Source organism: Sorangium sp. So ce887, from assembly GCF_051521455.1.
Taxonomy (GTDB): Bacteria; Myxococcota_A; Polyangia; order Polyangiales; family Polyangiaceae; genus Sorangium.
This window is the reverse complement of sequence record NZ_CP150354.1, coordinates 7,305,859-7,331,080: the sequence shown is the minus strand read 5'-3', so window position 1 is coordinate 7,331,080 and position 25,222 is coordinate 7,305,859. Positions and strand designations below refer to the sequence as shown.

The 25,222-nt window shown below is 72.9% G+C and carries 22 protein-coding genes; 18 read left to right on the top strand and 4 right to left on the bottom strand.

Annotated features, from left to right (window positions below; genetic code table 11):
* The first annotated feature begins 317 nt into the window (after positions 1 to 317).
* Together WMF36_RS27140 and thpR are read left to right on the top strand one after the other, a co-directional pair.
* On the top strand, positions 318 to 2,240 hold the full coding sequence (locus WMF36_RS27140; RefSeq protein ID WP_437581966.1) for a M2 family metallopeptidase: 1,923 nt from the start codon (positions 318 to 320) through the stop codon (positions 2,238 to 2,240).
* Between the two features lie 17 nt (positions 2,241 to 2,257).
* Positions 2,258 to 2,845, top strand: coding sequence for an RNA 2',3'-cyclic phosphodiesterase (gene thpR / locus WMF36_RS27135; protein WP_437573667.1), 588 nt, complete (start codon positions 2,258 to 2,260; stop codon positions 2,843 to 2,845).
* A 100-nt stretch (positions 2,846 to 2,945) separates the two neighbouring features.
* On the opposite strand, the gene norR is transcribed toward thpR, so the two are convergent.
* Positions 2,946 to 4,523 (bottom strand): nitric oxide reductase transcriptional regulator NorR, encoded by a 1,578-nt coding sequence (norR, locus tag WMF36_RS27130; protein ID WP_437573666.1) that lies wholly within the window; start codon positions 4,521 to 4,523, stop codon positions 2,946 to 2,948.
* Between the two features lie 322 nt (positions 4,524 to 4,845).
* Here norR and WMF36_RS27125 point away from each other — a divergent pair, with 322 nt between their 5' ends.
* A complete protein-coding gene (locus WMF36_RS27125) occupies positions 4,846 to 5,304 on the top strand; it encodes a globin domain-containing protein (protein ID WP_437573665.1) in 459 nt (152 codons plus the stop codon).
* A 161-nt stretch (positions 5,305 to 5,465) separates the two neighbouring features.
* Here the strand turns inward: WMF36_RS27125 and WMF36_RS27120 are convergent, their stop codons facing one another.
* Together WMF36_RS27120 and pdxH are read right to left on the bottom strand one after the other, a co-directional pair.
* Positions 5,466 to 5,879: a secondary thiamine-phosphate synthase enzyme YjbQ gene (locus WMF36_RS27120; protein ID WP_437476763.1), complete on the bottom strand. Its 414-nt coding sequence runs from the start codon at positions 5,877 to 5,879 to the stop codon at positions 5,466 to 5,468.
* Positions 5,880 to 5,941: 62 nt separating this feature from the next.
* On the bottom strand, positions 5,942 to 6,529 hold the full coding sequence (gene pdxH, locus WMF36_RS27115; RefSeq protein ID WP_437573664.1) for a pyridoxamine 5'-phosphate oxidase: 588 nt from the start codon (positions 6,527 to 6,529) through the stop codon (positions 5,942 to 5,944).
* Between the two features lie 240 nt (positions 6,530 to 6,769).
* Between pdxH and WMF36_RS27110 the strand changes: the two genes are divergently transcribed.
* The 10 genes from WMF36_RS27110 (at position 6,770) to WMF36_RS27065 (ending at position 21,003) form a co-directional block, all read left to right on the top strand.
* Complete coding sequence (locus WMF36_RS27110; protein ID WP_437573663.1) at positions 6,770 to 8,329, top strand: protein kinase domain-containing protein; 1,560 nt, start codon at positions 6,770 to 6,772, stop codon at positions 8,327 to 8,329.
* Between the two features lie 29 nt (positions 8,330 to 8,358).
* Positions 8,359 to 9,519 carry a hypothetical protein gene (locus tag WMF36_RS27105; RefSeq protein ID WP_437573662.1) on the top strand — a complete coding sequence of 387 codons (1,161 nt, stop codon included), beginning with the start codon at positions 8,359 to 8,361 and terminating at the stop codon, positions 9,517 to 9,519.
* Positions 9,520 to 9,738: 219 nt separating this feature from the next.
* A complete protein-coding gene (locus WMF36_RS27100; RefSeq protein WP_437573661.1) occupies positions 9,739 to 11,268 on the top strand; it encodes a protein kinase domain-containing protein in 1,530 nt (509 codons plus the stop codon).
* A gap of 392 nt (positions 11,269 to 11,660) precedes the next feature.
* A complete protein-coding gene (locus WMF36_RS27095; RefSeq protein WP_437573660.1) occupies positions 11,661 to 13,166 on the top strand; it encodes a PQQ-dependent sugar dehydrogenase in 1,506 nt (501 codons plus the stop codon).
* Between the two features lie 246 nt (positions 13,167 to 13,412).
* Positions 13,413 to 13,613: a hypothetical protein gene (locus WMF36_RS27090; protein WP_437573659.1), complete on the top strand. Its 201-nt coding sequence runs from the start codon at positions 13,413 to 13,415 to the stop codon at positions 13,611 to 13,613.
* Positions 13,614 to 13,654: 41 nt separating this feature from the next.
* Positions 13,655 to 15,853 (top strand): hypothetical protein, encoded by a 2,199-nt coding sequence (locus tag WMF36_RS27085; RefSeq protein WP_437573658.1) that lies wholly within the window; start codon positions 13,655 to 13,657, stop codon positions 15,851 to 15,853.
* A 160-nt stretch (positions 15,854 to 16,013) separates the two neighbouring features.
* Positions 16,014 to 17,522: an FAD-binding oxidoreductase gene (locus WMF36_RS27080; RefSeq protein ID WP_437573657.1), complete on the top strand. Its 1,509-nt coding sequence runs from the start codon at positions 16,014 to 16,016 to the stop codon at positions 17,520 to 17,522.
* Between the two features lie 4 nt (positions 17,523 to 17,526).
* On the top strand, positions 17,527 to 18,066 hold the full coding sequence (ruvC, locus tag WMF36_RS27075; RefSeq protein ID WP_437476738.1) for a crossover junction endodeoxyribonuclease RuvC: 540 nt from the start codon (positions 17,527 to 17,529) through the stop codon (positions 18,064 to 18,066).
* 258 nt (positions 18,067 to 18,324) lie between these two features.
* Positions 18,325 to 19,014: a LolA family protein gene (locus WMF36_RS27070; RefSeq protein WP_437573656.1), complete on the top strand. Its 690-nt coding sequence runs from the start codon at positions 18,325 to 18,327 to the stop codon at positions 19,012 to 19,014.
* A gap of 321 nt (positions 19,015 to 19,335) precedes the next feature.
* Positions 19,336 to 21,003 carry a PrsW family glutamic-type intramembrane protease gene (locus WMF36_RS27065; protein WP_437573655.1) on the top strand — a complete coding sequence of 556 codons (1,668 nt, stop codon included), beginning with the start codon at positions 19,336 to 19,338 and terminating at the stop codon, positions 21,001 to 21,003.
* A 158-nt stretch (positions 21,004 to 21,161) separates the two neighbouring features.
* Here WMF36_RS27065 and WMF36_RS27060 read toward each other — a convergent pair whose 3' ends face one another.
* A complete protein-coding gene (locus WMF36_RS27060; RefSeq protein ID WP_437573654.1) occupies positions 21,162 to 21,701 on the bottom strand; it encodes a serine O-acetyltransferase in 540 nt (179 codons plus the stop codon).
* Between the two features lie 225 nt (positions 21,702 to 21,926).
* On the opposite strand from WMF36_RS27060, the gene WMF36_RS27055 reads away from it, so the two are divergent.
* The 5 genes from WMF36_RS27055 to WMF36_RS27035 all read left to right on the top strand — a co-directional run bounded on the left by WMF36_RS27055 (position 21,927) and on the right by WMF36_RS27035 (position 25,204).
* Positions 21,927 to 22,634, top strand: a complete 708-nt coding sequence (locus WMF36_RS27055) for a response regulator (protein WP_437573653.1) — start codon at positions 21,927 to 21,929, stop codon at positions 22,632 to 22,634.
* Positions 22,635 to 22,811: 177 nt separating this feature from the next.
* Positions 22,812 to 23,582: an energy transducer TonB gene (locus tag WMF36_RS27050; RefSeq protein ID WP_437573652.1), complete on the top strand. Its 771-nt coding sequence runs from the start codon at positions 22,812 to 22,814 to the stop codon at positions 23,580 to 23,582.
* Positions 23,583 to 23,639: 57 nt separating this feature from the next.
* Positions 23,640 to 24,350 carry a MotA/TolQ/ExbB proton channel family protein gene (locus WMF36_RS27045; RefSeq protein ID WP_437573651.1) on the top strand — a complete coding sequence of 237 codons (711 nt, stop codon included), beginning with the start codon at positions 23,640 to 23,642 and terminating at the stop codon, positions 24,348 to 24,350.
* Positions 24,301 to 24,762, top strand: a complete 462-nt coding sequence (locus WMF36_RS27040) for an ExbD/TolR family protein (RefSeq protein WP_437573650.1) — start codon at positions 24,301 to 24,303, stop codon at positions 24,760 to 24,762. Before WMF36_RS27045 ends, WMF36_RS27040 begins: the two co-directional genes overlap by 50 nt.
* A 10-nt stretch (positions 24,763 to 24,772) precedes the next feature.
* Positions 24,773 to 25,204, top strand: a complete 432-nt coding sequence (locus WMF36_RS27035) for an ExbD/TolR family protein (RefSeq protein ID WP_437573649.1) — start codon at positions 24,773 to 24,775, stop codon at positions 25,202 to 25,204.
* Positions 25,205 to 25,222: the final 18 nt, after the last annotated feature.

The window sequence follows — 25,222 nt, the reverse complement described above, 5'->3', positions numbered from 1 at the left end:
GTACTTCACGGCCGCTTGGCAGCCGTCACGGCAAGCTCGGTTCGTCCTGGTCGCGGGGGAGCGGGGAGCCGGTGGTGGCCCAATTTACCCCGCAGTGAACCCCACGAAGGCGGGAAGGCAGGAAGATCATTGATCTTTTCTTCCCGCCTTCCCGCCATCATGTTCAAATCCGGCCACCCCCGGGGAGCGGGGGAGGAGCGGCGGGGCCGAGCCGCGACGATCGCACGTCGCTCCTGGTTCCCTCGGCACGGTCCGGCGTGTATGAAGGGCCCGTGGTCCGCGACTCCCCCGCCCGGACGGCGATCCTGCGCCCCCTGATGCTCGTCGCGCTCGGGCTCGGGTCGGCCTGCGGCGGCGCCGCGTCTCCGGCGCCGCCGCTCCCCGGCGGAGAGGCGCCCGCGCCCCTGGCGGCGTCCGCGGCCCCCCGGCCTCAGGCGGCCCCCCCGCAGGAGGCGCCTCCCAGCGTGGCCGAGGCGCAGGCCTTCCTGGCCGGCGTCGACAGGGAGCTGCGCCGGCTGCGGCTCCAGGCCGCGCGCGCGGCGTGGGTCAACCAGACCTTCATCACGGACGACACCGACGCGCTCTCCGCCTCCGCCGAGGAGGCGAGCATGGAGTACCTCAACCGCGCGATGAAGGCGGCGAGGCGCTTCGATGGCCTCGCGCTGCCCGCGGAGCTCGCCCGCCAGCTCACCCTCCTCAAGATCTCGACCACCCTGCCGGCGCCGAGCGACCCGGCCGAGCGCGCGGAGCTGGCCGCGCTCGCGGTCGAGATGACGAGCCTCTACGGCAAGGGCAAGTACTGCCCGAAGGGCACGCCGGGACGCGCCGCGCCAGCGGGCGCCGCGCCAGCGGCGGGCGCGGCGGCGCCGAAGTGCCTCGCGCTCGACGAGCTCTCCAACCTCCTGAAGACCAGCCGCAAGTGGGACGAGCTGCTCGATGCGTGGGCGGGCTGGCACGCGATCGCCCCGCCGCTCCGCCCGAAGTTCGAGCGCTACGTCGCCCTCGGCAACAAGGGGGCCGCGGAGATCGGCTTCCCGGACGTCGGCGCGCTCTGGCGGGCCGGGTACGACATGCCCCCCGAGGCGTTCGAGGCCGAGACCGAGCGGCTCTGGGGCAAGCTGAAGCCGCTCTATGATGAGCTGCACTGCTACGTGCGCGCGAGGCTGCGCGCGACCCACGGGAAGGACAGGATCGGCGACAAGGCCCCGATCCCGGCGCACGTGCTCGGCAACATGTGGGCGCAGGAGTGGTCGAACGTCTACGCGCTCATGGAGCCGTACAAAGGCCAGCCCTCGCTCGACGTGACGCGCAAGATCAAGGCGAAGAAGCTCGACGAGAAGCAGATGGTCTCGCTCGGCGAGCGGTTCTTCACCTCGCTCGGCTTCGACCCGCTGCCGGCGACGTTCTGGGAGCGGTCGCTGCTCAAGAAGCCCGTCGATCGCGAGGTCGTCTGTCATGCGAGCGCCTGGGACGTGGGCGACCGGGACGATCTCCGCATCAAGATGTGCATCGAGCCGACCGAGGAGGATCTCATCACGATCCACCACGAGCTCGGGCACATCTATTACAACCATCAGTATTACAAGCTCCCGATCCTGTTCCAGGCGGGCGCCAACGACGGCTTCCACGAGGGGATCGGGGACACGCTCGCCCTCTCCGTGACGCCGAGCTACCTGAAGACGCTGGGGCTCATCGACAGGGTGCCCGCGGACGACAAGGGGCTCATCAATTTCCTCTTCAAGAAGGCGCTCGACAAGATCGCGTTCCTGCCGTTCGGCAAGCTCATCGACCAGTGGCGGTGGGACGTCTTCTCGGGCAGGACGAAGCCGGCCGACTACAACAAGGCGTGGTGGGCGCTCCGGCTCAAGTACCAGGGCGTCGCGCCGCCCGTGCCGCGCAGCGAGGCCGACTTCGACCCGGGGGCGAAGTTCCACGTCCCGGCGAACGTCCCGTACACGCGGTATTTTCTCGCGCACATCTATCAGTTCCAGTTCCACCGGGCGCTCTGCAAGGCGGCCGGGCACACGGGGCCGCTCCATGCGTGCTCGATCCACGGCAGCGAGGCCGCTGGCGAGAAGCTGCGCGCCATGCTGTCGCTCGGCGCGAGCCGCCCGTGGCAGGAGGCGATGCAGGCGATGACGGGCGAAACCGGGGCCGATCCGAGCGCGATGCTGGAGTACTTCGAGCCGCTTAGGAGGTGGCTCAAGGAGCAGAACAAGGGTGAAGTCTGTGGGTGGTAATCGAGCGTAGGTGAGCTGTGCGTGTCTTCGTCGCTGTTGATCCAGGAGCTGAGCTCCTCGCCAAGGTCGGAGAGCTCCTGCGGGAGATCTCGCCCCGGGCTCCGTCCGCCAAGTGGGTGGAGCCTGCCGGGTTGCATATCACGCTCGCCTTCATGGGCGAGATCGGAGAGGAGCGCCTGCCGCTCGTCATCGCGGCGGCCGGGAGCGTCGCCGCCTTCCACAGGCCGCTCAGGCTGAGCATCGAGAAGGGCGGGGCGTTCGGCACGCGGCGGCGCCCGCGCGTGCTCTGGCTCGGCGTGGGCGGCGCGGTCGGCGCCCTCACCGCGATCCACCGCGACCTGGAGCAGACGCTCTCGATGTCGACGGGCTACGTGCCGGAGGACCGGCCGTTCGCGCCGCACCTCACCCTCGCCCGGTCGCGCGACCCGCGCGGCGATCCGGCGCTCGACTCGTGCGCTCAGGCGGTCGGCAACGTCGACTTCGGCGAGACGCGGATCGAGGAGATCATCGTCTACCAGAGCGAGATGACCCCGAAGGGCGCGCGCTACACGGCGCTCGCGCGCGTGCCGCTGGAGGGGATCGGCGCCCCGGAGCAGGGGCGCTGAGCTTCGCCCGTCGAGGCGACGGCGTCGCTCTCGAGCGCCTCGGCGCGCGCGCGGCCCGGGCGCCGGCGCGGGCCCGAGGCGCGCCGCCTCCGCGAGCTCCTCAGCGCTTGCGCGGGGCGGGGACGAGCCCGAGGCGCACCGCCTCCTTGTAGGCGAACGAGCGGCTCAGCCCGAGCAGCCGGCCCGCCGTCGCCGCGTTGCCGCCGGCGGCCCGGAAGGCGCGCGCGAACGCCTCGCGACGCGCCCTCTCCAGCGTCTCGACCAGCGGCGCAACCGGCTCCTCCGGCGGCGCGTCCCCGAGCCACAGCGGCGCTCCAGCGGGCTCGAGCAGCAGCGCGCCGGGGCGCTCCGGCGCGTCGCCGGCGACGGCCTCGACGGGATCGATGTCCTCGCGCCGCAGCACGAGCTGCCTGCCGGCGGCGCTCTTGCCCTCCGCGATCGTCCGGCGCAGCGCGGCGCGCTGCACGGTGTTCTTCAGCTCGCGGACGTTGCCTGGAAAGGCGCCCTGCGTGAGCGCGAGCAGCGCCGGCTCGGTGAAGTCCACGCGCTCCGCGCCGAGCTCGGCCGCGACCTCCGCGGCGAAGCGCTCCGAGAGCGCCGGGATGTCCTCGCGCCGCTCGCGCAAGGGCGGCACGCAGATCGGGTAGACCCAGAGCCGGTGGAACAGATCGGCGCGGAAGCGACCCTCCGCGACCTCCCGCCGGAGATCGCGGTTCGTGGCCGCGACGACCCGCACCTCGACGCGGCGCGCCCGGTCCTCGCCCACGGGCTGGATCTCCCCCTCCTGCAGCGCGCGCAGGAGCTGCGCCTGCGCCGGGAGCGGGAGCTCGCCGATCTCGTCGAGGAAGATCGTCCCGCCGTGCGCCGCCTCGAACCTGCCGGCGCGCGCCGCCGTGGCGCCGGTGAAGGCGCCTTTCCTGTGGCCGAAGAGCTCCGACTCGACGAGCTGGGCCGGTATCGCCGCGCAGTTGACGATCACGAGGGCCCGCCCCGCGCGGGGCGACCGCTCGTGCAGCGCGCGGGCGACGAGCTCCTTGCCCACGCCCGTCTCGCCCGTGATGAGCACCGGCACGGGCAACGGGGCGAGCATCGCGATCTCGCGCTCGATCCGCTGCATCGCGGCCGACCTGCCGGGCAGCGCCGGGCCCCCGGGCGCGCCGCTGAGCGCGAGGCCCGCCTCCGTGGCGAGGGCCGGCGCGAGGCCGGCGTCGAGCCGCAGCGCGCCGGCGCAGAGCCCCGCGAACACGCGCGCGTCCTCGTCGCGCAGGCCGCGAAGGCCGTGGGGATCGCAGGCGTCGAGCGTGAGCAGCCCCGCGAGGCGGCCCTGCACGCGGAGCGGGATGGCCATGCAGGCGTGGATCGGGTTGATCTCGCCGGCGCTGCCGAGCAGCCAGCCGCTGTAGGGGTCGGGCTCGCTCGGGTCGAGGAACCGGATCGGCCCGGCCGCGAGCGCCGCCCTGCGGAGCCGCGGGTGCTCCGCGGGCTGGAAGCTGATCCCGAGGGCGGCTGGCGACAGCCCGATCTGCGCGGCGACGCCGACCGACCCGTCCTCTGCGGCCGCGAGCACCGAGAGCGCGTCCGCCGCCGTCACCTGCGCGAGCGCGCGCAGGATCCGCTGCAGCGCCTCGTCGCGGACGGGCGCTTCGGACAGGCTGAGCACGGCGTCGAGCAGGGTCACGGGGTTCCTCGAGGAGACGGATGCGACGGCGGTTTCCTTCCGGAAACCACCGCAGGAAACACCCTGGGGTCCGGCGGCGCAAGCGCGGCTGGGCGTCTCGCGGGCGCGGCGTCGCCTTCGCGGCCGCGCGCGGCCGCGGGCCTGGTTTCCTGGAGGAAACCGTCGCCGGTCGCGGCGCGCGCCGGGCGGGCGGGATCGGCGCGATCCGGCGGAGAGACGCTCATGGCACGGCCCGTGCGATGTCCCTGCGCGCCGGCGGGGGAGCTGGACGGCGAAGAAAACGGCTGGCGCGCGGGCACCGCGCCCGGCTCGGAGGGTTGTCATGGGATTGAACGTGGGCCTGCTGCGGGAGAGCTTCGAGCTCGTGATCGAGAGGGAGCCCAACCTCACACACCGTTTCTACGGCATCCTGTTCTCGCGGTATCCGCAGGTGAAGCCGCTCTTCGGGCGCAACAGCCAGGACCATCAGGAGAAGATGCTCACGGAGACGCTCGCCGCGGTCATCGACCGGCTGGAAGACGCGTCCTGGCTCGAGGAGAAGCTCATGGCGATGGGGGCCAAGCACGTCGACTACGGCGTCACGGACGCGATGTACCCCTGGGTCGCCGACGCGCTGATCTCCGCGATGGCCCAGGTCGCCGCCGCCGACTGGACCCCCGAGCACCAGCAGGCCTGGACGGACGCGCTCGGCGCGATCGCCTCGCTCATGCAGCGCGGAGCGAGGACGTATTGCGCCGGCCGGCCCGACGCGCCGGCGCCCGCTGCGCAGGTCGGCGGCTAGCGCGTCGATCCGGCAAAAATATCAACAAATTCGGTATGTTATGATCCGGCGCGCACGTCGCGCCCGCCTCTCCGCGCGCCAGGGATCGCTGGCGCGCGGAACCGGGACGACGTCCCCCTCGACCTCGCCGCCCGCCGGGCTGGCGCGGCGCGCCGGGGGCGTCACTCTCCCATCGCCTTGACGACGACGCGCTTGCGCCGCTTGCCGTCGAACTCGGCGTAGAAGATCTGCTGCCACGGCCCGAGATCGAGCTTCCCCGCGGTGATCGGCACGATCACCTGGTGGTGCACGAGGATCGATTTGAGGTGGGCGTCGCCGTTGTCCTCGCCGGTCCGGTGGTGGTGGTAGTCGGGCCCCTCGGGGGCGAGCTGCTGGAGCCACGCCCAGATGTCCTCCCAGAGGCCCGGCTCGTGGTCGTTCACGAACACGCCGGCGGTGATGTGCATGGCGCTCACGAGGACCATGCCCTCCTGGATGCCGCTCGCGGCGACGACGGCCGCGACGCGATCGGTGACGTTGATGAGCTCGCGCTTGGCCTTCGTCTCGAAGTAGAAATACTCGGTCTTCGACTTCATGGCTCCTCCCGCGCGCGCACGTCACGGAGCGTGACGGAGCGCGCGATCAACGACCGCGCCGCTCAGGGGTAGAGCCGCTCGACGCGCCAGCGGTCGCCGTCGCGGAGGTAGAGCACGCGGTCGTGCAGGCGGCTCTCCTGGCCGCGCCAGAGCTCGATGCGCTCCGGCACCACGCGGTAGCCGCCCCAGAACGCCGGCCGGGGCACCGGCCGTCCCTCGAAGCGGGCCTCGATCTCGCGCACCCGCTCGATGAGCTCCTCGCGCGAGGGCAGCGGCGCGCTCTGCCGCGACGCCCACGCGCCGATCTGGCTGCCCCGCGCGCGGGTCTCGAAGTAGGCGTCCGACTCTGCGTCGCTGATCCGCTCGATGCGGCCCTCGACGCGGACCTGCTCGGCCGCCTTCGCCCAGTGGATGCACAGCGCGGCGAACGGGTTCGCCGTGATCTCCAGCGCCTTGCGGCTCTCGTAGTTGGTGAAGAACACGAACCCGCGCTCGTCGATGCCCTTCAGCAGCACCATCCGCGCCGAGGGGCGCCCGGACGCGTCCGCCGTGGCCAGCGTCATGGCGGTCGCGTCGGTCGGTTCAGTGGTTTGCCGCTGCTCCAGGAGCTCGCGCGCGAGGGCGAAGGGGTCGGTCGGCTCGTTGGTCATGGTGAAACTGCGGCATGCATATACAGGCAGCGAGCGCGCCTGGCGAACCCGAACGGGCCCCTTGGCCCCGCGAACGCGCCGTGTCGAGGCGGCGAGGAAACAAGGCGCGCGCGTTCTCCCGGCGGCCATGCGCGCGCCCTCGGCGGCGAGGAGGGCGTGGCGGCTTTTCTTTCCGGGAAAGCTCGCGTTGTCGCGCACTCGCCGTTTTGATACTAGCGAAGACTCAGAGCGAGGGCGTGCATGGTCGTACCGGTCAACGTGGGGGACGTCCTCGCGGAGAAATACGAGGTCGAGCGCGTCCTCGGAGAAGGCGGGATGGGCGTGGTGGTCGCCGCCCGCCATCTCCTGCTCGGCGAGCGGGTGGCCATCAAGTTCCTGCTGCCGCAGGCACGCCAGCGCGCTGATCTCGTGGCCCGCTTCCTGCGCGAGGCGCAGGCCGCAGCGCGCATCCGGAGCGAGCACGTGACGCGGGTGTACGACGTCGGCAAGCTCGCCGGGGGCGAGCCGTACCTCGTGATGGAGTACCTCGAGGGGACCGACCTGAAGGCCCTGCTGCGCGACCGCGGGCCGCTGCCGGTCGAGCTCGCGTGCGACTACCTGCTGCAGGCGTGCGAGGCGCTCGCGGAGGCGCATGCGCTCGGCATCATCCATCGGGATCTGAAGCCGGGCAATCTGTTCCTGAGCCAGCGGGCCGACGGCAGCCCGCTCATCAAGGTCATCGATTTCGGCATCTCCAAGATGGCCCTCGCGGCGGAGACGACGGGACCCAAGGTGCGCGACATGACCGAGAGCTCGGCGATGCTGGGCTCTCCGCTCTACATGGCGCCCGAGCAGATGGTCTCCTCGAAGACGGTCGATGCGCGCGCCGACGTCTGGTCGATGGGCGCGATCCTCCATCAGCTGCTCACGGGCGCCATGCCCTTCCGGGGCGAGTCGGTGATGGAGATCTACGACCGCATCCTGGAGGGGCCGCCGCAGCTCCGCGGGGTGCGCGCCGACGTGCCCGAGCGCCTCGAGTGGGCGGTGCACCGCTGCCTCCAGAGGAACCCTGCCGAGCGATTCGGCAACATCGCCGAGCTCGCCGCGGAGCTCGCCCATTTCGCGCCCCCGCACGCGCGGCACCTGGCCGAGCGGGCCGCGCGCGTGCTGCGGATCCGCCTCGACGCGCTCGCCGAGGCAGGCGCGGACGGGCGCCACGAGCTCGCGTCGCCGCGGCGCCCGCTCTCCACGGCGCCCGGGCCCGCCAGCGCGTCGCCGCAGCCCGGCGGCAGCTCGGGCGGCCTGGGTGCGCCGGCCGGCGCGGTGTGGGGCGGCGCGCCCACGGCGGTCCTGACGGATGGTGCGGCCACGGATCGCTCCTGGGGCGGCACGCGCGCCTCGTCGGGCAGCGGTCGCACCAGGGCGCGCGCCCTCGGGATCGTGGTGGCCATCACCACGGCGCTCCTGGGCGCCGCGGGGCTCGCGTGGTTCGCGCTCCGCCCCCCCGCGCCGGACGTCGCGCCCGGCGCGCCGGCGCCCTCGTCGTCGCCGGAGACGCCGTCGCGCGATGCGGCGGCGCCTGCGGCGGATCCCACGGCCGGCGGGCTCGCCGAGCTCCCCGACGGCGGCCCCGCGGCGCCGCCGGGGGCGAGCGCGACCGTGGCCGTCAGCGCGCTCGGGACGGTGGAGCCTGTGGCGAGCGGGTCCACGGCGCCCCAGCCGGCCGTGTCAGCGAAGGGGACGCGGCCGCCCGGGCGGCCCTCGCCGCCGCCTCGGCCCACGTCGTCCCGGCCGCAAGACCTGTTTTCCGATCCACGATGACATCACGTGAGCCCAAGAGAGGTCCTGTCTTGCTTTGCCATCATCGTCACTCGAGCACCTCTCCTGAAGCTGGCTACCGCGCGGCGACCTCCGGCGCACCGTTGACCGGGGGCGCGCGCCGCCGAGCGCTCGCGCTCCTGTCGACGCTCGCCGCGCTCACGGCGCTCGCGCCGGCCGCGCGCGCCGCGGAGCCCACCCGGGAGGAGCGCGCCGCCGCGGTCGCGCTGTTCGACGAGGGGCGCGCGCTGATGGCCGCGGGCAAGCACGCCGAGGCCTGCCCGAAGCTCGCCGAGAGCCATCAGATCGACCCGGGCATCGGCACCCTCTTCAACCTCTCCGACTGCTACGAGCGCATCGGCCGGACCGCGACGGCGTGGATCGGCTTCCGCGACGTCGCGGCTGCCTCGCTGTCGGCCGGGCAGGCGGAGCGCGAGCGGGTGGCGCGCGCCCGGGCCGCCGCGCTCGAGCCGCGCCTCTCGCGCCTGCAGATCGTGGTCCCGAAAGAGGCGGCGCTCTCCGGGCTGGAGCTCACGCGGGACGGCGTCGCCCTGGGGCGGGCGCTCTGGGGGACGGCGGTGCCGCTCGACCCCGGCGAGCATCGGGTCGCCGCCGCGGCGCCCGGGCACGAGCCCTGGGAGACGAAGGTCGTGATCGACAAGCCGGGCGTGGTGAGCGTCACCGTGCCCGCGCTCGAGCGCGCGGCCGAGCCGGACTCCGCGGCGGGATCGGGCGCCACGTCGAGCGTGACGGTCGCGCCGCCGCCTCCGGCCCGTCCGCCGGTGACCGCCCCGCCGCCGCCGCAGGGCGGGAGCATCCGCAGGCCGATCGGCATGGTGGGGGTCGGGCTCGGCGCGGTCGGGCTCGGTGTCGGCACGGTGCTCGGCTTCATGGCCAAGTCGACCTTCGACGAGGCCACCGAGGGCGGCCACTGCGACGAGGAGGGCCGCTGCATCGATCAGACGGGCCTCGATCTCCGCGGCGACGCGGTCAGGACGGGCAACCTCGGGACGGTGGTGTTCATCGCGGGGGCGGTCCTCGCGGTCGGCGGGGCGGTCCTCTGGATCACCGCGCCCTCTGCGCCCGACAGCGGGACGGCATCCGCGGGCGGGCGCGGTCGGGCGGGCGACGCTCCCTTCCGCGCGCGCGTCGGCCTCGGCCCCGGGAGCGCGTGGATCACGGGCACTTTCTGAGCGGAGCGCGAGAGGAGCCGGAGTGGCAGCTTCGTGGCCGTGATGGTGCTCGCGGGCTGCAATGCGATCTTCGGCATCGAGCCGGGTGAGCCGCCTCATCGGCGGGGAAGAGGTCCAGTCGGGCCTCAACGTCGCTGTGGACGGCGAGGTATTCGGGAGCGCCTGAGTTGTGACGGCCTCTCCAATTTGATAATCGGGAGCACGAAGGCGAGGACGTGCATGGGCGCACCGGTCAGCGAGGGGGACGTCCTCGCGGGGAAATACCAGGTCGAGCGCGTCCTCGGAGAAGGCGGGATGGGCGTGGTGGTCGCCGCCCGCCATCTCCTGCTCGGCGAGCGGGTGGCCATCAAGTTCCTGCTGCCGCAGGCGCTGTCGCGCCCGGAGCTCGTGGCCCGCTTCCTGCGCGAGGCGCAGGCCGCGGCGCGCATCCGGAGCGAGCACGTGACGCGGGTGTACGACGTCGGCAAGCTCGCCGGGGGCGAGCCGTACCTCGTGATGGAGTACCTCGAGGGGACCGACCTGAAGGCCCTCCTGCGCGACCGCGGGCCGCTGCCGGTCGAGCTCGCGTGCGACTACCTGCTGCAGGCGTGCGAGGCGCTCGCGGAGGCGCACGCGCTCGGCATCATCCATCGGGATCTGAAGCCGGACAACCTGTTCCTGAGCCAGCGGGCCGACGGCAGCCCGCTCATCAAGGTCATCGATTTCGGCATCTCCAAGATGACCCTCGCGGCGGAGATGACGGCGCCCGAGGTGTCCGACATGACCCGGACATCGACGATGCTGGGCTCTCCGCTCTACATGGCGCCCGAGCAGATGGTCTCCTCGAAGACGGTCGATGCGCGCGCCGACGTCTGGTCGATGGGCGCGATCCTCCATCAGCTGCTCACGGGCGCCATGCCCTTCCGGGGCGAGTCGGTGATGGAGATCTACGACCGCATCCTGGAGGGGCCGCCGCGGCTCCGCGGGGTGCGCGCCGACGTGCCCGAGCGCCTCGAGTGGGTGGTGCACCGCTGCCTCCAGAGGAACCCTGCCGAGCGATTCGGCAACATCGCCGAGCTCGCCGCGGAGCTCGCCCATTTCGCGCCCCCGCACGCGCGGCACCTGGCCGAGCGGGCCGCGCGCGTGCTGCGGATCCGCCTCGACGCGATCGTCGAAGGGCGCAGCGGGCTCGCGTCGCCGCGGCGCCCGCTCTCCACGGCGCCCGGTCCCGCCAGCGCGCCGCCGCAGTCCGGCGGCAGCTCGGGCGGCCCCGGCGTGCCGGCCATCTCCGCGTGGTCCGGCGCGCCCGCGGCGCTCGTGACCGACGGCGCGGCCACGGATCGCTCCTGGAGCGGCGCACGCGCCTCCGCGAGCCTTGGCCGCACCGGGGCGCGCACGTTCGGGATCGCGGCGGGCCTCGCCGCGGCGCTCCTGGTCGGCGCGGGCTTCGGGTGGGTCGCGCTGCGCCCTCCGGCGCCGGGCACGGAGCTCGGCGCCTCCCTGTCGCCGGAGACGCCGCCGCACGGCGAGGCCGCGCCCGTGGCGCTGCCCGGGCCCGCGGCCGGCAAGCTCCCGGAGCTGCTCGACGGCGGCCCCGCGCCGGAGCCAGGCGCGCTCGGGGCCTCGCGTGCGCCGCCGCCGGCGAGCGAGCCCACGGCGCGGCCGGCGAGCGCTCCCGCGCCGGTCATACAGCCGCCGGTGCGGCCTGCGCAGCCGCTGCCTCGGCGCCCGCCGCCCCCTCCACAAGATCTCTTCTCTGATCCGCGATGACCGACGTCCGGTGAGCCTCGGCGGTGGGCGTCGCCGGTGGTGATCCGTGCAGGCGATGATCAGAAGGATGCTGGGCGGGAATATAGCCCAGCCCGACCTGCAAGCGGGATTCTTGACTACCGCTCTGTTTCAATTGTCTGCCTTGGAGAGACATCCGGCGCATCGCCGGAACGCCTCGGCGCGTGTCAGGCGCATTCCACCTGAACGCCCCGATTGACTGCATGGGCAAGACCATGCCATTCGATAGCGACGAACGGCGGCGAGCGGCCGAGCGGGCCTATCGGCTGCCTTTGGGCCCGCGGGCCATGGCCTCTGCGACTGCAGACCAGGCTCTTTCGCCCGGGCAATAGATCATGTGGGCGTCACGGCGCCTGTCAGGTAGAATGCGTCCCATGACAAAGCAGCGAACGACCTTGGCTTTCTGGATGTCCCTCTCGCTGGTTGGCAGCGCGTGTCTCGCGCTGGGCGCCGGCGCATGCAGCGATGACGGGGCGACCAGCTCCGGCGACGCAACGTCCAACGCCGGGAGCCAGGGCTCCACCGGGACGGCCGGGAGCGGGACGGGGGCCGGGAGCGGGACGGGGGCCGGGAGCGGGACGGGGGCCGGGAGCGGGACGGCGAGCGGTTCCGGTGGTGCCGGCGGCAGCACGTCGGCGACCGGGAGCACCACGGGACAGGGCGGCACGGGCGGCGGCGAGCCGCCGGTGTGCGACGCCAGCGCGGCTCCCGACGTCGGAAAGCTGGCGCTCGCTCCCGTCGTCACCGGCCTGGACAAGATGGTTTACGCCGCTCAGCCGAAGGGATCGAGCGACTGGTACCTCGTGCAGCAGACCGGGCAGATCCGCGTGTTCACGGGCGGCGCGCTGCGGCCGGCGGTCTTCCTCGACGTGAGCAAAGACATCCAGCTCCTCAGCGGTGCGTTCGACGACGAGCGCGGGCTCTTCACCATCGCGTTCCCGCCCGACTACGCGACGAGCGGCAAGTTCTACATCATGATGACGCCGACCGCGGGCTCGAGCATGAACCGCGATACGGTGCTCGAGTACCAGCGCTCCGACGACCCTTACGTGGCCAACCCGACGCCCACGAAGACGATCCTGCAGCTCGACAGCTCCATGGTGAACCACAACGGCGGCCATATCGTGTTCGGGCCCGACGGCATGCTCTACGTCGGCACGGGCGACGGAGGTGGTTCCTGCAACAGCGACAAGCCCGGGACACCGCAGGACCCGAGCTCGCCGTTCGGCAAGATCCTGCGCCTCGATCCGAATGCTCCGGCGCCGTACGCCGCGACCGGAAATCCCTTCCCGGGCGACGGCGCGCGGACATGGCATTACGGCATGCGCAATCCGTGGCGCTTCGGCTTCGATCGCGCGACGGGCGACCTCTACATCGGCGACGTCGGCCAGAATGATTACGAGGAGGTCGACTTCGTTCCCGCGGGCGTGTCGGGGCTGAACTTCGGCTGGGCGAAGCACGAGGGCGACCACGCGGATACCTGCCGCGGACGCGACCTGCGTGCGGGAACGACGCACACGCCGCCCATCGTCGACATGGACCGGCGGCAGAGCGCGACGGGGCCGTACCGCGATTACGTGTCGGTCATCGGCGGCTTCGTTTACCGGGGCAGCGAGGTGCCGCAGCTCAAGGGCGTGTACCTGTTCGGCGACTACACCGGAGCGCGCATGGGCGCGCTCGTCCAGTGCGGGGACAAGACGTCGCCTGTCACGCTCCTCAACAAGAACCCCGATCCGAACACGCCCAACGCTCCGGCGTTCACGCGCCAGGGCGGCCTGCCGGCGTTCCAGGCGCTCACCGCGATCGTCGAGGACAACGCCGGCGAGCTCTACTTCGTGGCGAACCGCAACAGCCTGGTGAAGATCGTCCCCGGGACGTGAGCGAGCGCGGTCAGGGTGCGGGCGCCGGATAGCCGGCGCCTCGCGCCCTGCCTCCAGCGCGCGCCCGCCTGTGCGCGCACCCCCCCCCGGCGCGCGCGTCGACGCGCGCCCGCTTCGCATCACCGCAGCAACCCTCCATCGCCGCAGCAACCGTCGTGCCGCGTCCGCTCGCTGCGGGCGGAGCGCCCCCCTTCCGAGCGCCCAGCGAATGTGCTTCGCTTGCGCCGCTCATTCAGGAGGAGCCCCATGAAGAATTTCTTGACCGTGCTTGTGGCGCTCGGCGCCGTGTGTCTCATCGGCTGCGAGGACAAGCACCAGCAGGTGACGCCCGAGCCGCCGAAGGCCGCGACGACGGCCGAGCCGGTGAAGCCCGCGCCCAAGGCGGCCGAGCCCGCGAAGGCGGCGCCGGCCGAGACCGCCAAGCCGGCGAGCACCGGCGGCTGGTGATCGGCGCGGCGGCTCGGCCCGCTGCCCCGTGGCATCGGCGCATGCTCCGCCTCGCGCTCTCGCTCTCGCTCGGCCTCGCCGCCGCGTCCTGTGACGGCCGCCCCGCGGCGCCGGCCCCCGGCGGCGGCCCCGGCTCCGCGGCGCCGGCCCCCGGCGGCGGCAGCCCCGACCCGCTCGAGCCGCTGCGGCGCTTCGAGGCGTCCCGCCGCGCCGCGACCGACTTCTCCCGTCTGCCCAGCTCCGACCGGCTGCTCGGGCCCGATCCGATCGCGCTTCGCCCCGTGGATCCGCGGGGTCGCCCCGCCGCGCCGGGCGCGCCCGCGCTGCTCTCGCCGCTCCGCGGCCGCGATGCGCTCGTCCTGCTCGACGCGTCGCTGCGCGAGCTCTCCCGCGCCCCCGCGCCGGCCTCGCCGACGGGGGTCGCGGTCATGCCGTCCGGCGAGGTCTTCGCGAGCGGCGAGGCGTCGCCCGCGCTCTTCCGCTACGTCGTGCGCGGCGCCTCGCTCGAGCCTGCGGGGCGCATCGAGCTCGCGGGACTCCACGGCGTCCGTGACGTCGCGGCCGGCCCCGAGGGCGTCCTCTATGCGCTCGACGAGCGCGCCGGCGTGCTCCTCACGCTGCGCCCTGGTCCCGCCCGCGCGGACGGACGCCTCGAGGTCGAGCGCTGGGACGAGCCGATCGGCGCCGGCCCGTTCCGCGTCGTGCGCCTCGCGCGCCATCTGATCGTCGACTGCCTCCTCGACCACACGCTCGTCGTGCTCCCGGTCGGCGCGGACGGCCGCCCGCTTCCGGGCGGCGCGGCGCGCATCCGCCACGACGGCCCGATCTGGAGCTTCGACGCGCTCGAGACGGCCGGCCCCGGGGGCGGGCTCCTGCTCGCCGCGGGCGGGGTCGAGGATCGCCCGCTCGACCGGACCGGCGGCTCGTTCGGCTACATCGACTCGTTCGTCTTCCTCTACCGCGTCACCACCGGCGCCCGGCCCGAGGCGGAGCGCCTCTCGGCCGTGAACGTCTCGGAGCTCGGCGTGCTCACCCCGAAGGCGATCGCGCTCTCGGCGCTCCCGGGCGCGGCCGGCGTGCGCGTGGTCGCGACCGGCTACGGCGGCGACCGCCGTGCCGAGCTCCTCTTCCGCGCGACGGACGCCGTCCTCTCGGCCGCGCCGGAGGTCTCCACCCGTCCGCTCGCCCCCGGCGTCGCCGGCATGGCCGCGCTCGGCGGCGGCGCCTTCGCCTATGCGAACCCCCTGCTCGACGCGTGGCTGCTCGACGCGGGCGACGACGGCGCCGTCTCGAAGCGGCCGGTCCAGGACGGCGGCGAGGACGCTCGCTCCGAGGAGCTCCGCCTCGGAGAGGCGCTCTTCTTCACGTCGCTGATGGCGCCCTGGAACGGGACCGATGGGCCGCTCAGCCGCTTCACGTGCGAGACGTGCCACTTCGAGGGCTACGTCGACGGCCGCACGCACCACACGGGCCGCGGCGACGTGCGCGCCACGACCAAGCCGCTGCTCGGCCTGTTCAACAACCGCCCCCACTTTTCCCGCGCCCTCGATCCGGATCTCACCGCGGTGGCGGACAACGAGTTCCGCGTCGCCGGCGCGCTGAGCGGCCACGACCCGTGGTTCGCCCTCTCCGCCGCCGACGCCCCGTGGCTCGTCGATCTCGGGCTGGCCGACGCCGCGCGCGCCGGGCTGCCGCCCGAGGCGCTCCGCCGCGCGCTCATGAGCTTTCTCATGGCGTTCTCGCACCGCGCGAATCCCGCCGCCCTCGGCCGCTCGAGCTTCACCCCGCTCGAGCGCGACGGCGCTCGGGTGTTCCGGGACCGCTGCGCGCGCTGCCACGCGCCCGTGCTCCGCAGCGACGATCCCGGCTCCGCGGCGCCGTTCGAGCGCTGGGAGGAGCTCGTGCTCGCGCCCGAGGGGGCGATCGTGTGGGGCCGGGCCGGGTACGAGAGGACCGGCGTCGTGCCGTACGTGCACGAGGACGGCGCGCGGGTGCCGTCGCTCCGCCGGCTCTACAAGAAGCGGCCGTACTTCACGAACGGCTCGGCGAAGAGCCTGCGGGAGGTGCTCGAGCGAGCGCGCTTCGGCGACACGGGCGGCCGCGCCGCCGCCGACCGCGAGCCGAGCGCCGCCGCCGCGCCGGGTGCCTTTTTCCACGACGGCGCCCCCGCGGGCGAGGGCCTCGCCGCGCTGGACGCCGGGGCGATCGAGGCGCTGCTCGCCTTCCTCGATCTGCTCTGACCGCGCGGCGCTCGGCGCGCGCGCCGGCCGACCGCGCGCGCGCCGAGCGCTCGCCTTCTGCGCGGGCGCGCCTGTCCACCTTTTTCGCGAACGGCCGAGGCCTGGGCCTGCCCGCGCGGATCCCGCAGCGTCGCCGCGCGATCCGCGGTAAATAGGCGAGATGCGACTTCACCCCACGTTCCCGCGCCCGTCGGCGGCGGCCATCGACAAGGCGCGCCGGCTCCTCGAGCGCGCGCTCGGCCCCTCGAAGGTCATCACGTCGGCCGAGGGATGCGCCGCCTACGCGGGGGACGAGTCGGATCAGCCGCCGGTGAGCCCGGATGCGGTCGTGCTCGCGTCCTCGGCGGCCGACATCGAGAAGGCGGTGCGGGCGGCGAGCGAGGCGGAGGTGCCGGTCGTGCCGCGCGCCGCCGGCAGCGGCAAGTCGGGCGGCGCGGTGCCTGTGGCGGGCGGCATCGTCATCGCCACCATCGGCATGAGCTCCATCAAGGAGATCAGCCGTGAGGAGCAGGTCGCGGTCGTCGAGCCGGGCGTCATCCTCGCCGATCTGCACGCGGCCGTGGAGGCCGAGGGGCTCTTCTACCCGCCCGATCCGAACTCGCTCAAGATGTGCGCGCTCGGCGGCAACATCGCCGAGAACGCCGGCGGCCCGCGCGCCTTCAAGTACGGCGTCACGCGCGAGTACGTGCTCGGCCTCGAGGCGATCCTCATCGACGGCACGCGCCTCCGCACCGGCCGGCGCACGGTGAAGGGCGTGACGGGCTACGACGTCACGGCGCTGCTCGTCGGCAGCGAGGGCACGCTGGCGATCACGACCGAGGCGACGCTCCGGCTGATCGCGAAGCCCCCGTCGGTCATGACGCTGCTCTGCCTGTTCCCGGACGTGCACGCGAGCGGGCGCGCCGTGAGCGCCCTCGTCGCTGCCGGCGTCGTGCCGCGCTGCCTCGAGCTGCTCGACCGCTCGACGCTCGATGCGGTCCGGGCGCGCGGCGTCGGGGTCGACGAGCGCTCGGGCGCGATGCTGATCATCGAGGTCGACGGCGAGCCCGCGGACTGCGAGGTCCAGACCGAGCGGGTGGGGGAGGTCTGCATGGACGCCGGGGCGCTCGACGTCCTCGTCGCGCAGGACAAGGCGCAGCGCGACCGGCTCTGGGAGGCGCGCCGCCAGCTCTCGCCCACGACGCGCGCCATGGCGCGCTACAAGATCTCCGAGGACGTCGTGGTCCCGCGCAACAAGATCCCGGCGCTGCTCGACGAGGTCGCGGAGATCTCGGCGGCGACCGGCGTCCGCATGCTGACGTACGGCCACGCCGGGGACGGCAACCTCCACGTCAACCTGCTCTGGAACGATCCGGAGCTCGTCCCCCAGGTGGAGACGGCGCTGTCGCGCCTGTTCCACGCGGTGATCGGCATGCGCGGCACGCTGAGCGGCGAGCACGGCATCGGGACGTCGAAGGCCGAGTTCCTCGCGCTCGAGCAGTCGCCGGAGCTCATCGCGATCGAGCGCCGGATCAAGGCGGTGTTCGACCCGAAGGGCCTGCTCAACCCGCACAAGATCTTCCCGCGGCGCGCGCTCACCGCGGTCGAGCGGGGCGAGCGCGACGGGGGGACCGAGCGCGCGCCGGGCTTCCCGACCCACGTCGCGGCGCCGTCGCACGGGGCCTGCTGAGCCGATGCGGGTCCTCGGCATCGATCCCGGGTCGCGCCACCTCGGCTGGGGCCTGCTCGTGCGGCAGGGCACGCGCATCGAGCACATCGCGCACGGCGTCATCGACATCGACACGACCGGGACGTTCGCCGGCCGGCTGGTGGAGATCGACGACGAGCTCGGGAAGGTGATCGCCGCGCACGCGCCCGACGCGGCCGCGGTGGAGAGCCTGTTCTTCGCGAAGGACGCGCAGAGCGCGGCGAAGCTCGGCCACGCGCGCGGGGTCGTGCTGCTGCGGCTGGCGCGCGCCGGCGTGCCGATCTCGGAGTATGCGCCGGCGCTGGTGAAGCGGACCATCGTCGGCCGGGGCGCGGCCGAGAAGGCGCAGGTGGCGCAGGTGATGACCGCGGTCCTGCGCCTCGCCGCGCCCCCGCGGCCGGACGCGGCCGACGCGCTCGCCATCGCGATGACCCACCTCAGCGCCGCGGGCTTCGCGGCCGCGCTGGCGGCGTCCGGCGCGCCCGTCCGGTCCCGGGCCCGGCCGCGCCGGGCGCGCCCGGGTTGAGCGTGGGCCCGCCGGGCGCGGCGGCTGGGCTCGACGTGGATCCGCCGGGCGCGACCCGGGCGGTCCGGGTGCACACCCCGTGTGCTATGGAGCCTGCATTGGACGCGCCCGCGCCGCGTCCAAAGTGAAAACGTGCGGCGCGCCCCGGCTTCAGCGAGGGCGGCGGTCGCCGGGGGAACCGGCCGTGCATCACCGGTGCCCCTGTCTCACGAAGCGCGGAGGCGACACGCCTCTGGACATCAAAGGAGATCGGGAAGGATGACGCGAACCTCACTTTACCGCCTGGCCGCCGCGTGCCTCATCGGGCTGACGGCGCCTGCCATGGTCGTGCTCGCGACCGCCGGCGAGTCCCAGGCCGCGGGCCCTACCGCCGAGGAGCTCGGCAGGCGCGTCCAGCAGTTCTACGACTCCACGAAGACCTTCAAGGCGAGCTTCACGCAGACGTACACGATCAAGGTCCAGGACGTGAAGAAGGTCTCCACTGGCAAGGTGATCTTCGAGAAGCCCGGCAAGATGAGCTGGGTCTACGACGCGCCGAACGGGAACCGCGTCGTCTCCGACGGCGTCACGATCAAGGTCTACGAGAAGGACAACGAGCAGATGTTCGAGACGCCGGTGAAGGGCTCCCAGTACCCGGCGGCGCTCTCGTTCCTGATGGGCAAGGGGCAGCTCACGAAGGATTTCTCGCTGCGCCTGCTCGACCCGGCGCAGATGAAGTTCGAGGGCGGCTATGTCCTCGAGGGGACGCCGAAGGAGGCGACCCCTGCCTATCAGAAGATGCTCCTCTACGTGGACGGGCAGACCAACCAGGTCCGGCGCGTGCTGATCCTCGACGCGCAGGGCAACCGGAATCGGTTCGACTTCGCGTCGCCGGTCGTCAATCAGCCGACCGCGAAGAACGAGTTCGACTTCACGCCCCCTCCCGGCACGCGCGTCGTCCGCCCCTGACGCCATTCCCGCCATGTTCCCGGCGCGGAGCCACCGCCGCGCTGCCACTGCCGACAGATCGAGGAAGCGGAGCGTCACGCGCCCGCGCTCCTCGCCGGCCGCGCGACGCGCCGATGCTGCTGGGAGATATGCCCGGCGCGTCTCTGCCGTGGTAGAAATATCGTGTGATGCTTCGATCCGACGGGTGTGAGCGACAGCTCCGAGACTGCCGTTGCCCGCCTCGGATCGTCGCCGCTTCTGGCGGCTCCACGTGTGCGGTGGGGGTTCGTCTCGGCTGAAGGTCACCCGCTGTCACGAGGATTTCGCGAGAGCGCTCGATCCATGAACAACGCCCACGGACGCCGTCCCGATTTCCCCGGCCTGCCGCAGCAACCCCGGCCGGCGGAGCGCCCGAGCGAGCACGCCCAGCCGGGCGGCGGGCAGGTTCGCCCGGGGTCCCCGGCGCACGGCGCGGGGCAGCTCTCCTCGGGACAGCCGCCGCACTGGCCGCAGGGGCACGGGCAGGCGCCGCAGGGGCACGGGCAGGCGCCGCCGGGCCATGTGCAGGCGCCGCCGGGCTACGGGCAGGCGCCGCCGGGCTACGGGCAGGCGCCGCCGGGCTACGGGCAGGCGCCGCCGGGCTACGGGACGGCGCCGCAGGGTCATGTGCAGGCGCCGCCGGGCTACGGGCGGGCGCCACCGGGCTACGGGCAGGCGCCACCGGGCTACGGGCAGGCGCCGCCTGGCTACTGGCCGCCGGCCCGTGCGCCGATGCCAGCGCAGGGCCCTGCTCCGCCGCACGGCGCTCCCGCGCTGCACGGCGCCGCGCAGCCTGCGCCTGCGCATCCCCACGCTGGCTACCCCGCGGTCATCCGGGTAGCGCGAAGGCCCGACCCGGACCGGCGGCGGCGCATCGCCGGGCTGTGGCTGTGGGCCAACGGCATCATCGCGGGCGCGGTCCTCAACGTGATCTTCACGCTCTTCGGCGTGATCGAGTCCGGGGGGAGCATGCTGAGCGCCATGCTCGTCGGAGCGCTCTTCGCTTTCCCGCCGCTCGTCCTCTACCTCTTCGTCCCGATGGTCATCGATCGGTACGATCCTGAGCCGTGGTGGTGCCTGCTGATGGCGTTCCTGTGGGGCGCGCTCGCGGCGACCGGCTTCTCGATCCTGATCAACACCGGCGTCCACGTCGGCGTCTCCAGCAACTTCGGCGAGCCGGTGGGCGAGCTCGTCAGCGCGTCGGTCAGCGCCCCGTTCGCGGAGGAGCTCTTCAAGGGGCTCGGCGTGTTCGGCTTCTTCTACTTCTTGCGCCGGGAGTTCGACGGCATCGTCGACGGCATCATCTACGCCACGTTCTGCGCGCTCGGCTTCGCCGCGGTGGAGAACGTGCTCTATTACGCGCGCGCCTCGATGCAGGGCAGCGACGTGCTCGCCGGCACCTTCGTCCTGCGCGGTGTGTTCACGCCCTGGCTCCACCCGCTGTTCACGTCGATGACCGGGATCGGCTTCGGCCTGGCCCGGGAGTCGTCGAAGACCTGGGTGCGCGTCGCGGCCCCGATCGGCGGCTACCTGCTCGGCGTCGCGCTGCACGCGGTGTGGAACTTCCTCCCGACCGCGCTGGGGCGCGCGATGGGGGACCTCTTCATGCCGTGGCTGCTGCTCTGGCTCTGTTTCGTCGCGTCGTTCTTCGGGATCATCGTGGCGCTCGTCGTCCGCAAGGGCTGGGTGATCCGGGATCATCTGCGCGACGAGGTCGCGCTCGGCATGCTCACCCAGGACGAGCTCGAGCTCGTCTGCTCACCGATCGGCCGGCTCCGGTGCACCCTCGGCTGGCGCGGGGCCACCGGGCGGAGCTTCATCCGCGCTGGCGCGCGGCTCGCCCTCAGCAAGTGGCACACGGCGCGCGCGATGGAGGGGCGGAACCGGACGCTCAGTGCCGACTTCATCGGTCCGCTCCGCCACGAGATCGCGCAGCTCCGGCAAGAGCTCCGGACCCGCTCCCCTCACTAGAGCGGCGGCCACCCGCTTCGGATACGGGCCCATCTCGACGTTTTCGGTGCTCGGCGTACGAGAGTACGCCTCCGCGCCGAAAACGCCGATCTGGGCCCGTCTCCTGTGCGGGGGACCGCCGCTCTGGAGCTGGAGCCCAGGCGTCGCGGGTGGGGGGGTCAGCTTTGTGAGCCGGTTGTGTCGTCTGTGATGGGGCGGGGGGCGGGGCGGTCCTCGCGCCGTTGCACGGGCTTCGCGGGGATGCCGACGACCGTCGTGTTCGGCGCGACGTCGTGCACGACCACGGCGTTGGCGCCGATCCGGGCGCCGTCGCCGACCGTGACGCCGCCGACGATCTTGGCGCCCGCGCCGATGAAGAGGTCGCTCCCGAGCACCGGCGTCTGACGCCGGTCGGCGCCGATCGTCACCTGGTGCTCGATGAGCACGTTCGTGCCACCACGGACGTTGCCGTTGATGACGACACCGTTCGAGTGGATGAGCACGAAGCCCGGCCCGAAGTCCGCGCCGCGCCCGATGACGCAGCCGCCGGCGAGGTTGGTCGCCTTGTTGAGCAGCATCTCGACCACGGGCATCCGGTGGGCTCGCGCGGCCTGCGTGAACCGGTAGAGGACCATCGCCGCCGTGCCGTCGGTCGCCAGCGTCTTCAGGAGCGTCGGCAATGGATCGCTGCCGTAGCACCATGTCGCCTTCTTACGCACGTCGGCAGCGATGAGTCGCAAAGTCCGCAGCATCCCCGCGAGACTAGCGCACCTCGCCCCGACCGTGCGAGCTTTCGCCGCGCGACCGTGCACCCCCCCTCTGCTGCGCGGGCCCACCTTCAGGAGAAATCGCGGCGCATTCTCCTCCGGAGGAGCGGGCGCACCGCGCTGTTGCCATCCGGTCATCGGCCCGTCACATCGCTCGGGTACACGCTGCTATTCAGCATGGCGCGGATTTTGGTCATCGAGGACGAGCCGGCGCTCCAGAAGGTGCTCGATTACAACCTCAGGCAAGCCGGGCATGAGGTGCTCCTCTCGGGGCAGGGCGGTGAGGGGGTCCGACTGGCCTTGGACCAGCGACCCGATCTCGTCTTGCTCGATCTCATGTTGCCCGACATCTCGGGCACCGAGGTGTGTCGCGCTCTCCAGCAGAGCGAGGACACCCAGCGAATCCCCGTGATGATCGTCTCGGCGCGCGGGGACGAGGTCGATCGCATTGTCGGCTTCGAGCTCGGCGCCGTCGATTATGTCGTCAAGCCGTTCAGCGTGCGGGAGCTCGTGCTGCGCGTGCAGGCCGTGCTCCGCCGCGCGAAGTCCTCCGGCGACGGAGAGCGGTGCATCGAGTTCGGGTGTCTCCGGATCGACGAGGGCGCTCATCGCGTGTGGGTCGATCGCGAGGAGGTCGAGCTGACGCTCCTCGAGTTCAAGCTCCTCGTCGCGCTGTACGAGGCGCGCGAGCGCGTGCAGACGCGCACCGCGCTCCTCGACGGCGTCTGGGGCATCGACGTGAGCATCACGACGAGGACCGTGGACACCCACGTCAAGCGCCTGCGCGACAAGCTGCGCCGCGCGGGCGATTACATCCAGACCGTCCGCGGTATCGGCTATCGATTCGCCGCGTCGCCCGACGTGCCCGAGAGCCGCAGCGCGTGATCGCGATGCCAGGCGAGCCACGACAATCGTTGCCGCCACGCCATTCTGCCGTAACGCAAGCCGGTATACAGTCCGAACGTTGAATCCCACGATGGGCTAACCCATTGAAGCCGCTTGTCCTTATTCTGAGCTCAGGTGGAGCTCTGGTCTTTTCGCTGGCTGGCGCCTGGAGCCTCGATGCACCTTGAGACGTGGAATGCGGGGGAGGCCGATCCTGACCGAGCGAAGCGGCTCGCGATCGGGTACGCGGCCGGGCTCCTGCTGTTCGCGGGCATCGCGCTCTCCGCCGCCCGCCTGAGCGGCGCGATCAGGCCTCCGCCCGAGGAGGAGGTCGTCGACGTCAAGCTCGCCGCCCGGCTCCCCGAGGCGCCTCCCGTCGCAGCGGCGCCGGCGCCCCCGCCGCCGGCGGCGGAGGCCTCGGCGCCTCGCCCCGCGGCGCCCCGGCGCCCGGCGCTCGTCGCGCCGACCGCGGTGCCCACCGAGGCGCCGGCGGAGGCGGACCCGAGCCAGGCCAGGGCGAGCGACGACGCCACCTACGGAGAGCCGGGCGGTGCGCCGGGCGGCGTGCCCGGCGGGGTCCCCGGCGGCACGGGAACGGCCGCCGTGGCGGCGCCCCCGCCGCCGCCGCCGCCACCCCCGCCGCCGCCGCCGCCGAGAGGGCCGATTCACCTCCCGGAGAACGCGACGCCGCCGGTCGCGCTCTCCAACACGCTTCCTTCCGTCCCCGCGGCGGCGCTGAGCGCAGGGGTAGAGGCCACCGTGGTCGTCAGGTTCGTGGTGACCGAGACGGGCGAGGTCACGAACGTCACCATCGTCCGCGGCCATCCGCTCTTCAACGACGTGGTCCTCGCGACGGTGAAGACGTGGCGCTACCGGCCGGCGGTTCACGAGGGGAGGCCGGTGTCGACCTTCAAGACGGTCAGGATCCCCTTCAAGGCGAAGAGATGACGTCGAGCGCGGGGTCGCGGAGGCGGCCTCTCGCGAGAGGAGTGAAGGAGTAGAGCCATGATGCAGTTTGATCTCGGGCACATCTGGGCGACCATGGGGCTTCTCAGCAAGCTCGTCGCGTTCGCCCTCGTGCTCATGGCGCTGGCGAGCGTCGCTGTCGTGGTGGAGCGGCTCATCGCGCTGGCGCGTCAGGCCTCGGAGACCCGGCGCTTCGCGAGCGAGGCGCGGCCGGTGATGGAAGCGTGGGACACCGCGGGGCTCGCCGCGATCGCCGACCGGTACGGGCGCTCTGCGCTCGCCCGGCTCGTCGCGGCGGCGGTGCGCCGCTTCCAGCGCGCCGTCGACGCCGGCGAGGGCGGCGTGCCCCCGGTGGAGCTCGCGCGCCGCGAGGTGTCGCGGCGCCGCGAGGCGATCTCCGCCGACCTGCGCCGCGGCCTCTCGGTGCTGGCGACGGTGGGCTCGGTGGCCCCGTTCGTCGGGCTGCTCGGCACGGTCATCGGCATCATCACCGCCTTCCAGACCATCGCCTCGACCGGTTCGGGCGGCCTCGGCGCCGTGAGCGGCGGCATCTCCGAGGCGCTCATCGTCACCGCCCTCGGGCTCGGGGTCGCCATCCCGGCGGTGCTTTGCTTCAACTACCTCACCACCCGCATCGCCGCGGTGGAGCTCGCGCTCGAGCGCAGCGCGGGTGAGCTCATCGACGAAATGGAGAACGAGCATGGGCGTTCGAGCGGAGAGCGGTCGTTCGGGTCGGCAGCCGCCGCCTGAGCCGGAGATCAATGTCACGCCGCTCGTCGACGTGGTGCTCGTGCTCCTCATCATCTTCATGGTGATCGCGCCCCAGATGGAGCACGGCGAGCGGGTCGAGCTCCCGGCGGTGTTTCAGCCCGATCGGAGGTCGAAATCGACGCTCGATCCGATCTACGTGACGATCACCGGCGCCGGCACCGTGTTCCTGGAGAAGGAGGCCGTCGCCGACCTCCCGTCGCTCGGAGAGAGGCTACGGGCCATCCGCGCCGCGGAGCCGGAGCGCCGGGTGGTCATCAAGGGCGACGCCTCCGTGAAGTACGGTCGCGTGCGGGAGGCCTTCGCGCTGTGCCAGGAGGTCGGCTTCGGCGGGATCTCGCTGCAGGTGAGCCAGCGGGGCGGCGGGGCCTCCCCGGAGCCGGAGGAGGGCTAGCGTCGTGGGGATGAGCGTTTCACAGGGCGGAGGCAAGAGGGCCGGCGTCACGCCGAGCATGAACGTCACGCCGCTGGTCGACGTGGTGCTCGTGCTCCTCATCATCTTCATGGTCGTGACGCCGCTGCTCGCGAAGCAGTTCTGGCTGAACCTGCCCAGGAAGGACGACACCGCGAAGCTCGCACCACCCCCCGACGACGCCAGCAAGCCCGTGGTGCTCACGGTGGATCAGCGCGGCGTCATCCGCATCAACCAGGCCGAGGTGCAGCGCGGCGAGCTGAAAGAGCGGCTCGCCCGCATCTTCGCGGCGCGCTCGGACAGCGTGCTTTACTTCGACGCGGAGGACGAGGCCGTCTACGCGATCGCGGTGGAGGCCATGGACGCCGCGCGCATGGGCGGGGCGAAGACGATCGCCGTCCTGACAGAGAAGACCGGGCGCTGAGCCGGCGCGGCGCTCGGC

Bases quoted from the DNA above. Each gene is read 5' to 3' on its own strand.
- WMF36_RS27125 (WP_437573665.1), top strand. From the start codon at position 4,846: ATGGGATTGAACGTGGGCCTGCTGCGGGAGAGCTTCGAGCTCGTGATC.
- WMF36_RS27090 (WP_437573659.1), top strand. From the start codon at position 13,413: ATGAAGAATTTCTTGACCGTGCTTGTGGCGCTCGGCGCCGTGTGTCTC.
- WMF36_RS27080 (WP_437573657.1), top strand. From the start codon at position 16,014: ATGCGACTTCACCCCACGTTCCCGCGCCCGTCGGCGGCGGCCATCGAC.
- WMF36_RS27140 (WP_437581966.1), top strand. From the start codon at position 318: ATGCTCGTCGCGCTCGGGCTCGGGTCGGCCTGCGGCGGCGCCGCGTCT.
- WMF36_RS27050 (WP_437573652.1), top strand. From the start codon at position 22,812: ATGCACCTTGAGACGTGGAATGCGGGGGAGGCCGATCCTGACCGAGCG.
- ruvC (WP_437476738.1), top strand. From the start codon at position 17,527: ATGCGGGTCCTCGGCATCGATCCCGGGTCGCGCCACCTCGGCTGGGGC.
- WMF36_RS27110 (WP_437573663.1), top strand. From the start codon at position 6,770: ATGGTCGTACCGGTCAACGTGGGGGACGTCCTCGCGGAGAAATACGAG.
- WMF36_RS27065 (WP_437573655.1), top strand. From the start codon at position 19,336: ATGAACAACGCCCACGGACGCCGTCCCGATTTCCCCGGCCTGCCGCAG.
- WMF36_RS27085 (WP_437573658.1), top strand. From the start codon at position 13,655: ATGCTCCGCCTCGCGCTCTCGCTCTCGCTCGGCCTCGCCGCCGCGTCC.
- WMF36_RS27095 (WP_437573660.1), top strand. From the start codon at position 11,661: ATGACAAAGCAGCGAACGACCTTGGCTTTCTGGATGTCCCTCTCGCTG.
- WMF36_RS27035 (WP_437573649.1), top strand. From the start codon at position 24,773: ATGAGCGTTTCACAGGGCGGAGGCAAGAGGGCCGGCGTCACGCCGAGC.
- pdxH (WP_437573664.1), bottom strand. From the start codon at position 6,529: ATGACCAACGAGCCGACCGACCCCTTCGCCCTCGCGCGCGAGCTCCTG.
- WMF36_RS27055 (WP_437573653.1), top strand. From the start codon at position 21,927: ATGGCGCGGATTTTGGTCATCGAGGACGAGCCGGCGCTCCAGAAGGTG.
- WMF36_RS27040 (WP_437573650.1), top strand. From the start codon at position 24,301: ATGGGCGTTCGAGCGGAGAGCGGTCGTTCGGGTCGGCAGCCGCCGCCT.
- WMF36_RS27045 (WP_437573651.1), top strand. From the start codon at position 23,640: ATGATGCAGTTTGATCTCGGGCACATCTGGGCGACCATGGGGCTTCTC.
- WMF36_RS27100 (WP_437573661.1), top strand. From the start codon at position 9,739: ATGGGCGCACCGGTCAGCGAGGGGGACGTCCTCGCGGGGAAATACCAG.
- WMF36_RS27070 (WP_437573656.1), top strand. From the start codon at position 18,325: ATGACGCGAACCTCACTTTACCGCCTGGCCGCCGCGTGCCTCATCGGG.
- WMF36_RS27120 (WP_437476763.1), bottom strand. From the start codon at position 5,879: ATGAAGTCGAAGACCGAGTATTTCTACTTCGAGACGAAGGCCAAGCGC.